Annotated in this window: 12 protein-coding genes and 1 tRNA gene; 6 read left to right on the top strand and 7 right to left on the bottom strand. The window is 71.1% G+C overall.

The genetic code is table 11. The annotated features are described in order from the left end of the window. Positions 1-373: 373 nt before the first annotated feature. The gene (locus tag ABZX30_RS30800; protein ID WP_355939320.1) at positions 374-829 is read left to right on the top strand and encodes a DoxX family protein; all 456 of its coding nucleotides are present in this window, start codon (positions 374-376) and stop codon (positions 827-829) included. A gap of 132 nt (positions 830-961) precedes the next feature. Then, positions 962-1,585 carry a VTT domain-containing protein gene (locus tag ABZX30_RS30795; RefSeq protein WP_355939317.1) on the top strand — a complete coding sequence of 208 codons (624 nt, stop codon included), beginning with the start codon at positions 962-964 and terminating at the stop codon, positions 1,583-1,585. A gap of 87 nt (positions 1,586-1,672) precedes the next feature. On the opposite strand, the gene ABZX30_RS30790 is transcribed toward ABZX30_RS30795, so the two are convergent. Next, on the bottom strand, positions 1,673-1,900 hold the full coding sequence (locus ABZX30_RS30790; protein ID WP_355939314.1) for a DUF2277 domain-containing protein: 228 nt from the start codon (positions 1,898-1,900) through the stop codon (positions 1,673-1,675). Positions 1,901-2,102: 202 nt separating this feature from the next. Between ABZX30_RS30790 and ABZX30_RS30785 the strand changes: the two genes are divergently transcribed. Next, on the top strand, positions 2,103-2,468 hold the full coding sequence (locus ABZX30_RS30785) for a hypothetical protein (protein ID WP_355939311.1): 366 nt from the start codon (positions 2,103-2,105) through the stop codon (positions 2,466-2,468). 44 nt (positions 2,469-2,512) lie between these two features. Here ABZX30_RS30785 and ABZX30_RS30780 read toward each other — a convergent pair. Then, positions 2,513-2,584 (bottom strand) — tRNA-Val (locus tag ABZX30_RS30780). Positions 2,585-2,737: 153 nt separating this feature from the next. Between ABZX30_RS30780 and ABZX30_RS30775 the strand changes: the two genes are divergently transcribed. Beyond that, positions 2,738-4,006 carry a hypothetical protein gene (locus ABZX30_RS30775; RefSeq protein WP_355939308.1) on the top strand — a complete coding sequence of 423 codons (1,269 nt, stop codon included), beginning with the start codon at positions 2,738-2,740 and terminating at the stop codon, positions 4,004-4,006. 76 nt (positions 4,007-4,082) lie between these two features. Then, the gene (locus tag ABZX30_RS30770; RefSeq protein ID WP_355939305.1) at positions 4,083-4,652 is read left to right on the top strand and encodes a DUF4383 domain-containing protein; all 570 of its coding nucleotides are present in this window, start codon (positions 4,083-4,085) and stop codon (positions 4,650-4,652) included. Here ABZX30_RS30770 and ABZX30_RS30765 read toward each other — a convergent pair. From ABZX30_RS30765 to ABZX30_RS30755, 3 genes are all read right to left on the bottom strand, one after another. Then, positions 4,640-5,818: an amidase domain-containing protein gene (locus ABZX30_RS30765; RefSeq protein WP_355939303.1), complete on the bottom strand. Its 1,179-nt coding sequence runs from the start codon at positions 5,816-5,818 to the stop codon at positions 4,640-4,642. The two genes, ABZX30_RS30770 and ABZX30_RS30765, sit on opposite strands and share 13 nt — an antisense overlap. 108 nt (positions 5,819-5,926) lie before the next feature. Continuing rightward, positions 5,927-7,225, bottom strand: a complete 1,299-nt coding sequence (locus ABZX30_RS30760; protein WP_355939300.1) for a hypothetical protein — start codon at positions 7,223-7,225, stop codon at positions 5,927-5,929. 51 nt (positions 7,226-7,276) lie between these two features. Continuing rightward, complete coding sequence (locus ABZX30_RS30755; RefSeq protein WP_355939354.1) at positions 7,277-9,373, bottom strand: transglycosylase domain-containing protein; 2,097 nt, start codon at positions 9,371-9,373, stop codon at positions 7,277-7,279. A gap of 551 nt (positions 9,374-9,924) precedes the next feature. Between ABZX30_RS30755 and ABZX30_RS30750 the strand changes: the two genes are divergently transcribed. Continuing rightward, positions 9,925-10,146, top strand: coding sequence for a zinc ribbon domain-containing protein (locus ABZX30_RS30750; RefSeq protein WP_355939297.1), 222 nt, complete (start codon positions 9,925-9,927; stop codon positions 10,144-10,146). A gap of 47 nt (positions 10,147-10,193) precedes the next feature. On the opposite strand, the gene ABZX30_RS30745 is transcribed toward ABZX30_RS30750, so the two are convergent. Both ABZX30_RS30745 and ABZX30_RS30740 read right to left on the bottom strand, forming a co-directional pair. Further along, the gene (locus tag ABZX30_RS30745; RefSeq protein WP_355939294.1) at positions 10,194-11,006 is read right to left on the bottom strand and encodes an HAD family hydrolase; all 813 of its coding nucleotides are present in this window, start codon (positions 11,004-11,006) and stop codon (positions 10,194-10,196) included. Then, positions 11,006-12,723, bottom strand: a 1,718-nt coding sequence (locus ABZX30_RS30740) for a cysteine protease StiP domain-containing protein (RefSeq protein ID WP_355939292.1), incomplete at its 5' end; no start/stop codon positions are given. The genes ABZX30_RS30740 and ABZX30_RS30745, both read right to left, overlap by 1 nt.

The raw sequence follows: 12,723 nt of genomic DNA, 5'->3' as shown, positions 1-12,723 counted from the left end.
CGACACCGACGGCGGCCGGCCAGTGCCTGATGCCCCGTCACTTGACCTTCTCCACAAGGCCGTTCGCGCTGCGATCGCGGACGGGTCGCCGACCGGCGCGCGCGCCGGTCGGCGGTGATGGCCACAGGTCACAGGCCACACATAGGAATGATTTCGGACACACTTTCGGAAGTCGTCACGAGCGTGGAAGCGCTCCCACATGCAGCTGCGGCAAGGACGGAACCGTGAACGGAGGGAGAACCATGGCCAAATGTTGAACTTGCAAGCACTCGTGAAGCGCTCATAACCTGGGTCTCTCGTTCGGTACCGCCGCCCCCCACCCGACCGGTCCGTCCCCGACCGGTCCGACCGACAACCGAAGGAGCAACCCCCCATGTCCGCACGCCTCAACGCCGCTCAGCCCTATGCCGTCGGCCTGTTCCGGATAGTCGTCGGCCTGCTCTTCACCGTGCACGGCGCAGCCTCGCTCTTCGGCGTCCTCGGCGGCGCGATGGGCACGCACGGCGGCACCATCGACGCGGGCACCTGGCCCGGCTGGTACGCGGCCGTCATCCAGCTGGTCTGCGGCGGTCTGGTCCTGCTCGGCCTCGGCACCCGCGGCGCGGCGCTGATCGCCTCGGGCTCCATGGCCTTCGCGTACTTCGACATCCACCAGAAGCACGCCCTGTGGCCGATCCAGAACGGTGGCGAGCCGGCGGCGATGTTCTGCTGGTCCTTCCTCCTGCTCGTCTTCACCGGCTCGGGCGCCTTCGCTCTCGACCGGCTGGTGGCCCGGCGCACCTCCGGCGCCGAGGAGCCGACGGCGGAGCGGGCCACGGTAACGGCCTGACCCGCCCACGCTCACGGTGCCCTCCCCCGCGCGGCCGGGGAGGGCACCGTCACGTCAGCCCCCTACGTACCTGCTGTCACACCTCGGGCGTACGCTGGGTGGCTGTCATCGGGGGAGCAACGGGGAGTAGTCGTGTTCGAGAACGTGGGGTCACTGGCAGCGGTGACCGCCGCCGGCCCGTGGATCTACGCCATGGTGGCCGTGTCGGTACTCCTCGACGTCTTCCTGCCGGTGCTGCCGAGCGGAGTGCTGGTGATCACCGCGGCGACCGCGGCCGCGGCCGGCTCGAACGCGGCGGCCGGAGCCGTCCCGCACGACGTGCCGGACATCCTGGCCCTGATCCTCTCGGCGGCCACCGCCTCCCTCCTCGGCGACCTCGTCGCCTACCGGCTCGCCTGGCGGGGCGGAGAGCGGCTGGACCGCGCGATCGCCCGCTCCCGCCGCCTCACCACAGCACAGGCACGTCTCGGCGCGGCCCTCTCCCGGGGCGGCGGCCTCCTGGTCGTCCTGGCCCGCTTCGCCCCCGCCGGCCGCTCCGTCGTCTCCTTCTGCGCGGGCGCCGCGCACCGCCGCGCCCGCGACTTCCTCCCCTGGTCCGCCCTGGCCGGCCTGTCCTGGGCCGCCTACAGCGTCGCCCTCGGCTACTTCGGCGCGCAGTGGCTGGGCGCCACCTGGCTGGCCACGGGAGTGTCCCTGGCGGCCCTGTTCCTCGCCGGCGCGGGGGCGGCGTACGTGATGCGCCGCCAGCCGGCCTAGCCCGACCGGTTCAGCTCACACGGCCCGCCGCCCTCGCGCACGCTCCACGGCGAACAGCCGACACCCTCCGGCGCTCCCGGGCCCGGGCTAGGACGACGGGGCTCCGCGCCCACGCACCTCCAGTGCGCCGAGCAGCTCCGCGGTGGCCTCCGCCACCGCCTCCACGGCTCGCTCGAACACCTCGCGGTTGTGGGCGGCGGGCGCCCGGAACCCGGAGACCTTCCGCACGTACTGCAACGCGGCGGCCCGGATCTCCTCCTGCGTGGCCTCCTCGGCCGACACGGGCGGGCGCAGTGTCTTGATGCTCCGGCACATGCTCCCAGTCTCCCCTGAGCCCGTCGGTGGAGACCGAGCAGGGCAGAGATCACGCAACGGCTCTCCCCCGCACAGCGGGAGACCCTCCGGGAAGCCCTGGGCACGCTCGCGGCCGAGTCGGGCCTGCCGACGAGCCGACTCGTTCGCATGAACCTCCCGAACGAACTCGCCTCCCAAAATCGAACAGGCGTAGCATTGCCTGGTGGCTGCGACCTATGACTTTCCGAGTGACCTCCTCGCCGGTCAGGAGGAGCTGCATCAGGTCAGGGCCGAGCTCTCGGCCCTGCTGAAGCGGCTGCCCTGGTCGGTCGAGCCGCTGGACGGCTTCAGCGACGAGGGCGGCTGGCGCAAGGTGGAGCGCCCGGCCTCCCCGGGCTGGACGCCCGACGAACAGGCCGAGGTCGAAAAGCTCCGGCAGCGCGAGCACGAACTGGCGGTCTTCGTCAGCTGCCACCGCTTCTGGTCGGAGGTGACAGCGAGCGACCGCGTCGACGCCCGCATGATGCTCAAGCACGCGAACGAAGCAGAGAAAGAGGCGGAGAAAAAGGAAGAGGGAGAAGGCGACTGACAGCGGAAGACCCCGGCCGGGACCGGCCGGGGTCTTCCCCACGGTGGGCGCGGACGGTTTCGAACCGCCGACATCCTGCTTGTAAGGCAGGCGCTCTACCCCTGAGCTACGCACCCGCGACGAGTCGACAGCCTACATTGCCCGGGGCCGTGCCCCGCAAACCCGTGGCGGCGAGCTTGGGAAACCGCGAACTCACCGGCCCGTGTGTTCGTTCACCACGGGTGGGACAATGACGGCGCGCAGAGCACAACACGGCACAGGAGAGGGATGTGGCGGCGACACCCCGAAGGACCCCCGGTCCGGTCCGTGGCTGGTTCGGCGGCCGGGCGGAGGCCCAGCGGGCCGAGGCACAGGCCGCCAAGGACGCCGCGGCCGCCGCGTTCTACGAGCTCGACACCGCCCAGCGCGATCTGCGGATCTCCATAGAGACGATCACCGCCGTGGACGACTCCCCGGCGGCCCGCCGCGCGGTCGCGGACTTCGAGACGCTCGGGCGGCGGATCGACGAGGTCAGCCGCCGCTACATCGAGGCCGTCGACGCGCACGACCTGGACCGGGACGACCTGGAGGCCGCCGCTGCCGGCCGGGCCCGCGCCGAGCTGAGCGCCGCCAAGGACGAACTGGTCGGCGTCAAGCAGGAGCTGGACCGTTTCAGCGGCTCTCTCGGGCCGCTGCTGGGCAAGGCCGAGACGCAGCTGGCCCGGCTGGCCCCGGCGGTGGAGCGGGCCCGGCAGGCGCTGCTGGCCGCGTCCAACGCCCTGGACGCCGTACGGGAGTCCGGGCTCGGGGCCGACGACCTCGCGGCCCGGCTCGCGGCCCTCTCCCCGGAGCTGACCCGGCTCAACCAGGGCGCCGGGCAGCACGGCGTGCCACAGACGCTGGAACGGGCCGAGCGGGTGCAGCGCGAGGCGGAGGCCGTCCGGGCGGCGGCCGCGGGGCTGCCGGAGAAGGCCGCCGAGATCGATCACCGGCTGGTCAGCCTGCGGACCCGCGCTCAGGCGCTGACCACCCGGGCCGGCCAGGTGGAGCCGGTGCTCAGCGAACTGCGCCGCCGGTTCTCCGCCGCCTGCTGGCAGGACCTGCAGCACGTGCCCGAGCAGGCCGCCGAGAACGTGCGGCAGGCCGAGCGGAAGCTGTCGGAGGCGCAGTCCGCCCGGGACGCCCAGGGCTGGCCGGACGCCACCTCGCTGCTGTCGACCGTGCGGGCCCTGCTGAACGCCACCGACGAGGCCGTGTCCGCCGCGGGCGACCGGCTGGCCCGGCTGAACGCCGTGCAGAAGGACCCGCAGCAGGAGATCGAGCGGACCCGCTTCGCGATCCGGGACGCGCAGCGGCTGGCCATGACCGGCCGGACGACGCCCGACCCGCGGCACGCCCGGCCCCTGGACGACTCGGTGGCCCGTCTGGAACGCGCGATCGTGACGCTGGAGGGCCGCCACCCCGACTACTGGCACTTCCTGACCGAGACCGAGGCGGTCCGGCAGACGGTGAACCGGGTGGTCTCCCAGATCCGCGAGGAACGCGGCGGCGGCCACTGAGCCGTTTGCCGTCGGGGCTGGGCGGGCGGATATTGGGAGACGTACCTTCTGCGCCCGCACGGACAGGGAGGCGGAGATGGCCGCGCACACAGTGCACTCGGGAAACCGCCGGCGGATCAGGTTCGACGAGCACCTGCCCGTGGACCACCGGCTGAACACCGTCTACCGGGTCGGCGCCGGCCTGATGGGCGTGTTCCTGCTGGTCTTCGGGATCTTCGGCGTCATGGACCACATCGGGTTCTTCGACACCGGCGGGGACACCGTCATCGGCCTGAACACCAACGGCACGCTCAGCGTCCTGTCGATCGCCGTGGGGCTGCTGCTCCTCGTCGGCATGGTGATCGGCGGGAACTTCGCCTCCACGGTCAACATGGTCCTCGGCGTGCTGTTCATCCTGAACGGCTTCCTGACCCTCGGGCTGCTCGACACCGACTACAACTTCCTGGCCTTCAGGATCCAGAACGTGCTGTTCAGCTTCGTGGTCGGCCTGCTGCTGATGGCCTTCGGGATGTACGGCAGGGTCGGTACGTCCTTGCCGCACGACAATCCGTACTGGCGGGCCCGCCACCCCGAACCCCCGCCGCAGGAGCAGCGGTTGGCGCTGGGGCGGCAGGACCGCCAGGGGCCGCAGGGTCAGGTGCGGTAGGCGTAGAACGCGGCCTTCGGGTAGGACGCGACGAGGCTCGCGACCGACCGGTTGTAGGTGTTGGTGGAGTGGTACGTCACGTACGGCACGCCCTGCGGGCTGCGGTAGGTGACGATCATGGTGTGGTCCTTCTCGCCGTCCTTGTTGAAGTCCATCTGGACGACGTCACCGATGTCCGCCTGGTAGACGTTGGCGAGGCTGGTGACCCGCTTGGAGGACAGGGCGAACCAGGAGAACTCGTTGACGCCGACGAACGAGTCCGACTGGATGTCGGCGTTGCCGAACCACTTGTGGAAGTCGTACGTGTAGCCGGGTACGTGCTTCCAGCCACCGGCCTTCAGGGACTGGCTGACGAAGTTGGTGCAGTCGCCGCCGGCTCCGTGCCCGTTGAAGTCCGGGTAGTCCTTGTTGTAGTTGTTCCAGTACTTGGTCGCGTACGCCACCATGGCCTTGTAGTCGTAGCCGCTGGCCGTCATGTTCTTGGGGTTGGCCGGCGCGGGCCGCGTGGTGGCCGAGCGGGTCGCCTCCGGCGGGTTGTCGTCGGCCGGGGCGGTGCTGGCCTTGACGGCGACCGGCTGCTGGGCCACCTGGTTCACGGCGATGTAGCCGTTGTCGGTGTCCTGGACGTCGGTCAGCTGCCAGGTGCCCTGCCGGTCCGCCTTGAACGTCAGCTCGTGGTGGGCCTGGAAACCGGTGGTCTTCGGCTCGTTGCCCTTGACCTTCGTGTAGGTCAGCGTCGTGGTCTCGGTGACGTCGGCCTTGGCGGTGCGGCCGGTCACCCGCGTCGCGTCCAGCGTGACCCGGGTGCTGCCGGCGCTGTACTTCTCGCCGAGTTCGGCGAGGCGCGTCTTGCGGTCGCGCAGTTCGGTGAGCGCGGAGCTCTCCTGCCTGTTCTGCGAGGCGGACATCTTCACGTCGCCGGTGAAACGGGACGTGGTCCGCTTGTTTCCGCCCCCCTTCACCAGGGCATCCGTACGGTCGGTGAAGACCGCGTCGGCCAGCCGCTGGAAGGTCGCCTTGGTCGCCGCGTCCACCGTGGGATCGTCGACGACCGCCGCGCCCGCGCTCCAGTTGGGCACCAGGGCCACCCCGGCGACCACGGAGGCGGCAGCGGCCGTGACTATGGCCGCGCGGCTGCGCTTACGGCTCAGTTTTCTCGATTTCAATGCTGTTCCCCTCTACACCGGTACACCTACCGGGAGATGGCATCTTCGCACGGGATGTGAGCCGGTTGTGAAGGGGGATGCACAAGTGGAATCAACGGGTTACAGGCGTCACTTGACGACCGCCGACCAGTTCGGGCTCTGCGCCGGGTCGAGGCTGCGCAGGGCGGCCAGCGTCGAGGGCTTCTGCACGTCCATCCAGTCGGAGAGTTCCTTGAAGGAAACGCACTTGACGCCCTTTTTGGTGCAGACGTTCTTGATGACCTGGTCGATCGCCTTCATGTAGATGTCGCCGTTCCAGTCCTCGAAGTGGTTGCCGATGAACAGCGGCGCCCGGCTGCCGTAGTAGACCCGGTCGAAGCCCTTCATGTACGAGTCGACGGTCATCTGCTCCCAGGTGGAGTACTGCGACGGGTCGCCCTGGGTCTCGCCGCCCGACTGGTTGTAGAGGAAGTTGAAGTCCATCGACAGGGCCTGGTTGCGGTCCGAGTACGGGAGCAGCTGGAGCGGGAAGTCCCAGACGCCGTTCTTCTTCGTCGGCCATATCTGGAAGTCGCCCGGGGAGCTGGCGTCATAGCGCCAGCCGTAGCTCTTGATGGCCTTCAGCAGGTTGGGCTGGCCCTCCAGGCAGGGCGCGCGGCCGCCGGCGACCTCCTTCCTGAAGTCGAAGGGCAGGGCCGGAATGTCCTTGAAGCCGGTGTTGGTCTTCCAGTGCTCCGCGAAGGAGTAGAACTGGTCGATCTCGCTCTTCCACTGCTCGACGCTCCAGTCGCCGCCGCCCTTGGCCTCGCAGAAGTGGCCGTTGAAGTGGGTGCCGATCTCGTTGCCCTGGTTGTAGGCCAGCCGGAGCTGCTCCAGCGTGGTGCGTATGTGCTCGTCCGTGGCGTAGTCGATGGCGGCGTCGCCCGGCTTGTGCATCGGGCCGTGGTAGAGGTCCTTCTTCGCCTTGGGCAGCAGGTAGATGCCCGTGAGGAAGAAGGTCATGTGGGCGTTGTACTCCTTGGCCAGCTCCCGGTAGTGCGAGAAGAGGTGGTCGCTGCCCTCCAGCGCGCCGTCCCAGGAGAAGACGACGAACTGGGGCGGCCGCTCGCCCGGCTTGAGCGGAACCGGCTTCAGCTGGCCCTTCTGCGGGCCGGTGTAGGAGGTGGAGCCGTCCCCGAGGATCTTGGTCTTGCCGTCCCACGTGGGTTCCGCGGAGTTCTTGGGGGCGGTCTTGGTGCCGTTCTTGCTCGACCCCGCGGCGGCGGTGGGCTCGGTGTGGTCCGGCCGGGTCAGGACCAGGAAGCCCGCGACGACGGACGCCACGACGAGCAGGGCGGCGAGGGTCATGACCTGCGGGCGGGTTGCCCGGGGGGCGGGACGGGCCTTGGCCCTGCGGCGGCGGCCGGACGACGACTTTGTGCGGGTCATGCGGGGCTCATTCTGCGAGGCGGGCGGCGGGTTGCGGGACGGCCACCGGGATCAGCCGATTCCCATGGCTTTGGACCATACGGCGTACGGGACGCCGTCCATGGTGGTGCCGGCCAGTCCCTTGAGGGGCAGCGGTTCCAGGGACTTGGCCAGATCGATGCGGTAGACGACGACCGCGGTGGTCACGGACGAGGCGGTGCCCGTGTACCAGGAGGCGGTGTCGTCCTCGGTGGTTCCGGCCTTCCCGGACACCTCGGCCGTGGCGGGCGCCGCGGCCGGGTGGGCGAGGCGGAAGGACTCGGTGAGCGCCCGGCTGACGTCCTGGGCGACCTCCGCGCCGACCGCGCGCTGCGGGCGCGGGGTGGCCAGGGGGACCCGGGCGCCGTTGCGGGTGATCCGGCGCACCGAGTACGGCTCGGTGTGCTTGCCGTCGGCGGCGAACGTGGCGTATCCGCTGGCCATCCGGATCGCGCTGGGGGTGGAGCTGCCCTGGGACAGCGCGGGCACCTGCCGGCCGATGGTGGAGGCGAGCAGGCCGGAGGCGGTGGCCGTGCGGGTCACCTTGTCGAGGCCGGTGTCCATGCCGAGCTGCATGAAGGGCGCGTTCACCGACTGGGCGAGCGCCTTGTCCAGGGTGATCGGCCCGTAGGACTTGCCGCCGTCGTTGTGGGCCGTGACCCGTTTGCCGCTGCGGTCCCAGTAGGGGCCCTCGGGGGTGGTGACGATGTGGCCGTCGTTGCCGTCGTAGACCGTCTCGGGCGTGATGGGGCTCGGGATGCCGTTGCGTTGCTTGACGACGCCGTGCTCGAGCCCCGCGGCGTAGACGAACGGCTGGAAGGCAGAACCGGCCTCGACGGTGGTCGCGTTGGACTCGTTGAAGCCCTGGGTGCGGTGGTCGGGGCCGCCGTAGACGGCGAGGATCCGGCCGTCGGTGGCCACCGAGGCGGCTCCGTAGTGCGCGGTCCTCGCTTCCTTGGGGTGGTCCTGCTTGGCCTGCTTGCGGGCCTTGGAGACGGCGTCGGTGAGCACCTTCTCCCGCTTGCGGTCGAAGGTCGTGTAGATCTGGTAGCCGCCCAGGTCGAACTCCTGGTCCGTGAGGTGCGCGGACTTCTTGGCGTACTGGGACGCCAGCTCCACCAGGTAGTCGCTCTGCTCACCGGTGTCGTACAGCGGGTTGCTCTTCAGCGGCTCGGGGAACGTCTTGTACTCGGCCCGCTCCCGCGGCGACAGCTTGCCGATCTTGACCATCCGGTCCAGGATCCAGGACCAGCGCTCGACGGCCCGCTTGTGGTTGGCCTGGCTGAGGGTGGGGTCGTAGAGGCCGGCGCCCTTGAGCAGGCCCGCGAGGCAGGCGGCCTCGGAGGCGTTGAGCTTGCTGACGTCCTTGCCGTAGTAGGCCTGGGCCGCGCGCTGGATGCCGTAGGTGCCGCGGCCGAACCAGCTGGTGTTGAGGTATCCCTCGAGGATCTGGTCCTTGCTCATCTTGTTGTCGAGCTTGAGGGAGATCATCGCCTCGGTGAACTTGCGGCTGACGGTCTGGTTCTGGGTCAGGTAGACGTTCTTGACGTACTGCTGCGTGATGGTGGAGCCGCCCTCGGTGTCCCCTTGGCCGACCGTGCGCCACAGGGCCCGGGTGATGCCCTTCACGGAGATGCCGGGGTCGCTGTAGAAGCTCTCGTTCTCCGCCGCGAGGACCGCCCAGCGGACGTCCTCGGGTATGTCCTTCAGCGGCATCGCCTGCCGCTGCACCCAGCCGGTGCGGGCCATGGGCGTGCCGTCGGACCAGAAGTAGACGTTGTCCTGCTGGGTGGCGTACGTGTTGAGGTTGTCCGGTATGTCGGTGACGGCGTAGGCGACGACCAGGAACATGCCGGTCAGGCCGATCGCCGTCAGCCAGGCCCCCAGCCACTGCCGCCAGGAGGGTATCCAGCGGCGCCAGCCGGTACGGCCGGGGCGCGGGTAGACCGGCTTCAGTGTGCGGGCGTAGGGGGATATGCGGGCGGCGAGCGGGGCGAGGTACTGCGTGACGGCGGCGGTGACACGAGCAACGGCCGGGGGCAGCGCGGGTCCGCCACGCGGTTTGCGCCGGTCGGCGCGGCGGCCGGGCGGGCGGGCGGTCTCCCGGGGCCGGAACACGCGCAGCGCCATGGTCTCGTCGGGTCTCGGCGGCGCGTCCTCGTCGCCGCCGTCCCTGCCGCCGGTGCCCTTGCCTTCGGCGCCCCTGTCGCCGTCAGGGGCCTTCTCCTCGAGCGCCTCCTTGCGGGCGGCGTCCTTGCGCAGGGCCTCGACGCTCAGCTGCATGGTCTCGTCCGCCTTGCGCAGGGCGTCGACCTTCAGCTGCATGGTTTCGTCCGGCGGCAGCGAGGAACCCGCCGCGGGGCGCTCGTCCGGCCCGACACGACGGCCCCGGGGACGGCGGCCCTCCTCGGGGGCGCCTTCCCCCTGTCCTGCCTCGGTCACTCCTGTGTCTCCCTCCGCACTCGGTCTTGCGCGCGGGTAGACTCAGCGGGTGGACTGGACCACCGCTCACGCGGCGTACGCCCCCCTCTTCCCCCGGTTCTTCCGGTCTTGCGGCCCCTCGCGGTACTCACAAATTATCAGCGATCTTTTCAAAATCTCCGCACTAGTGCCCGACAGAAACCAACAGTAATGAAACTCTGAGTCGCCCCTGCCACCGCCCCTCCCGTTAGCCTGTCCCCATGCCTCGCTACGAGTACCGCTGCCGCAGCTGCGGCGACACCTTCGAACTGAGCCGTCCGATGGCCGATTCCGCCGCCCCGGCGGCCTGCCCCGCCGGTCACGACGACACGGTCAAGCTGCTCTCCACGGTCGCGGTCGGCGGCTCGGCGGCCGCTCCCGCATCCGCGCCGCGCGCGGGCGGCGGTGGCGGCGGGTGCTGCGGAGGCGGCTGCTGCGGCTGAGCCCGCCCACCGGGCGGTGACACCCGGCGGGCGGCTGCCGGGGCAGGTCACCCGGGCGCCCGTACGGCCTTCAGGAACTCACGGGTGATCCGCTCCCCCGCCAGCACCCCCCGCTCGGGCAGGGCGGTGATGCCGGGCGCCCGCCAGCCGGTGTCGGCCAGCTCGCCGTGGCCCGGGCGCCAGCCCCGGTCGACGGCCAGCAGCAGGTCGGCGTCGAGGAGCGAGTCGCCCGCGCCGAGGACGAGCTCCGCGCCGGTGCGGCGGGCGACCTCACGGACGGCGGCGCTCTTGGTGAGCGGCTTGGGCACCGCGTAGATCTTGCGGCCCTGGAGGGAGACCGTCCAGCCGCGGTTCTCCGCCCACACGGCGAGCTCCTTCACCCAGTCCTCGGGCAGCAGTTCACGCTCGACGACGAGGTAGGCGAAGAGGTCCTCGGCGACGCGGTGCTTGCGGACCCAGAGCGGGTCGGCGGTCCGCAGCAGGTGCTCCTGCACCTCGGCGAGCGGCGCGCACTCGCCGGCCAGCCGCTCGGTCACCCGCCGGTGCCAGTCGCCGTCCGAGACACCGTCCACCAGCAGATGGCCGCCGTTGGCGCAGATCGCGTACACGGGTGCCGGGCCCGGCAGGTTGATGCGCTGGTACTGCTTGCGGGTACGGGTGGTCGTCGGCACGAACACCGCCGCGTCCCCGAGATCGGTGAGCAGCCCGGCCGCCGTCTCCGTCATGTACGACAGCGGCCTGCTCTCGTGCACCTCCACGCACAGCAGCCGGGGCGCCCGCGGGTCCGGCATGGTCAGCGCCAGGGCCGCCGAGGAGTAGATCAGCGTACGGTCGAGATCGCTCGCCACCAGCACCGGCATCAGACGTTCACCGCCTTGCCGTCGGCGCCGGTCGCGCCGCGCGTGTACCGGGGGTGGATCAGGCCCACGCAGGTGTACGGCAGCTCGTCGACCTCCTCGACGGGTACGTCCCGTTGCGCCGCCAGCAGGCGCACGTGGTCGAGGTCCCGGCCCGCCCCGGCCCGGGCCAGGATCTTCCACGGGACGCGGCGCAGCAGCACGCGGGTGGTCTCGCCGACGCCCGGCTTGACCAGGTTCACGTCGTGGATGCCGTACGCCTCGCTGATGCGCTCCACCGCCCGCCAGCCCTCCCAGGTGGGCGTGCGGTCACCGGCCGCCAGCTCCTTCACGGCCTCGGCGACGCCGTCGGCGACCTCCGGGAAGCGGGCGGAGACCGCGTCCAGGAAGGCCACGGACACGTCCGCCCCGGCGAGTTCGCGGTAGAACTTCGCGCCGTGGAAGTCGCCCGGCCCCACCAGGTCCGCGCGCAGCACGGTGCGGGAGACCAGGCCGGAGACGGTCGAGTTGAGGCAGGCGGAGGGGATGAGGAAGTCCTCGCGGGTGCCGTACGTCCGCACGCACGAGCCAGGGTCGGCCAGCACCGCGATCTCCGGGTCGAAACCGGTGATCCCGTCGGAGTCCTCGAACTCCTTCAGCGCGTCGGCGAGCTCCCGGGTGATGGCGCCCTTGCCGGTCCAGCCGTCGACGAAGACGACGTCCCGGGGGTCGTGGTGGGCGGCCAGCCAGCGCAGGGCGTTGGCGTCGATGCCCCGGCCGCGCACGATGGACACGGCGTAGTGCGGCAGCTCCAGGCCGTGCCGGAACTGCGCCCAGCGGCGCATGAGCACGCCGACGGGGGTACCCGCGCGGGCCAGGGAGACCAGCACCGGGCGGGGCGACCGCTCGGCGATCACGGTCTCGGTCACGACGCCGACGGCCCGCGCGAGCCGGGCCGCGGAGGTTTCCAGGGCGGCGTGGAACAGCGCCTGGTAGTGCTCGCTCGGCTGGTACTCGACGGGCAGCGACTCCGCGTAGTGCGCCCCGCCGCTCTGGATCGCCTCCTCGCGCTCCTCGGTCGGCGCCTCCAGCGTCACGTCCGACAGGTCCCGCAGCAGCCAGCCGACCTCCTCGGGCGGATACGAGGAGAAGTCGGGGCCGCGGAGGGGCTCGGGCAGCATGGGTGGCCTTTCGGGGGCGTGCGGGGGCTCGGGGACGTACGACGGTACGACGCCGAGCACGACGTACGGGACGTGCTCGGCCAGTCGTGCCAGGAGGCCGTGCGGGGCGTGCAGCGCGGGGGTGTCGGCGACCGAGTCGACGACGGCGACGACCGCGTCGAAGCCGGCGCCCGCGACGTTGTAGGCGTAGCGCTCGCCGGGGCCGTCGGCGGGGTCGTCATGGGCGGGGAAAACGATTCGGCTGCGTATCGCGTAACCGGGGTCGTCGACCGCGAGCACGGGCGAGCGGGTGGTGGTGGAGTAGCGCACCTCGGCCGCCACCGCCCGCTCCAGCGCCTCGGCCAGCCGCAGCGGGGCGTACATCAGCTCCTCGAACCCGAGCACGAGCACCCGCCGGGCGCCGGCGGGCAGCGCCTCGGCGACCCGGGCGGCCATGCCGGGCAGCGCGCCCTCGAGCCGGCCGCGGTCCGCGGGCGTGAACCCGTGCCGCCCCCCGTCGGGAACCGGTGTTCGCCGCGTTCCGCGACGAGATGCACCGGCTGGTCGAACTGGCCGCCGAC

This window comes from Streptomyces sp. NPDC004542, assembly GCF_040610035.1.
Lineage (GTDB): Bacteria > Actinomycetota > Actinomycetes > Streptomycetales > Streptomycetaceae > Streptomyces.
Note: the sequence above shows the minus strand (reverse complement) of the source record. Positions and strands in the feature narration are given on the sequence as shown.

What these genes read in the sequence shown, in the direction of transcription:
- ABZX30_RS30750 (WP_355939297.1), top strand. Translation starts at nt 9,925, where the DNA reads ATGCCTCGCTACGAGTACCGCTGCCGCAGCTGCGGCGACACCTTCGAA.
- ABZX30_RS30800 (WP_355939320.1), top strand. Translation starts at nt 374, where the DNA reads ATGTCCGCACGCCTCAACGCCGCTCAGCCCTATGCCGTCGGCCTGTTC.
- ABZX30_RS30770 (WP_355939305.1), top strand. Translation starts at nt 4,083, where the DNA reads ATGGCCGCGCACACAGTGCACTCGGGAAACCGCCGGCGGATCAGGTTC.
- ABZX30_RS30745 (WP_355939294.1), bottom strand. Translation starts at nt 11,006, where the DNA reads ATGCCGGTGCTGGTGGCGAGCGATCTCGACCGTACGCTGATCTACTCC.
- ABZX30_RS30790 (WP_355939314.1), bottom strand. Translation starts at nt 1,900, where the DNA reads ATGTGCCGGAGCATCAAGACACTGCGCCCGCCCGTGTCGGCCGAGGAG.
- ABZX30_RS30755 (WP_355939354.1), bottom strand. Translation starts at nt 9,373, where the DNA reads ATGGCGCTGCGCGTGTTCCGGCCCCGGGAGACCGCCCGCCCGCCCGGC.
- ABZX30_RS30760 (WP_355939300.1), bottom strand. Translation starts at nt 7,225, where the DNA reads ATGACCCGCACAAAGTCGTCGTCCGGCCGCCGCCGCAGGGCCAAGGCC.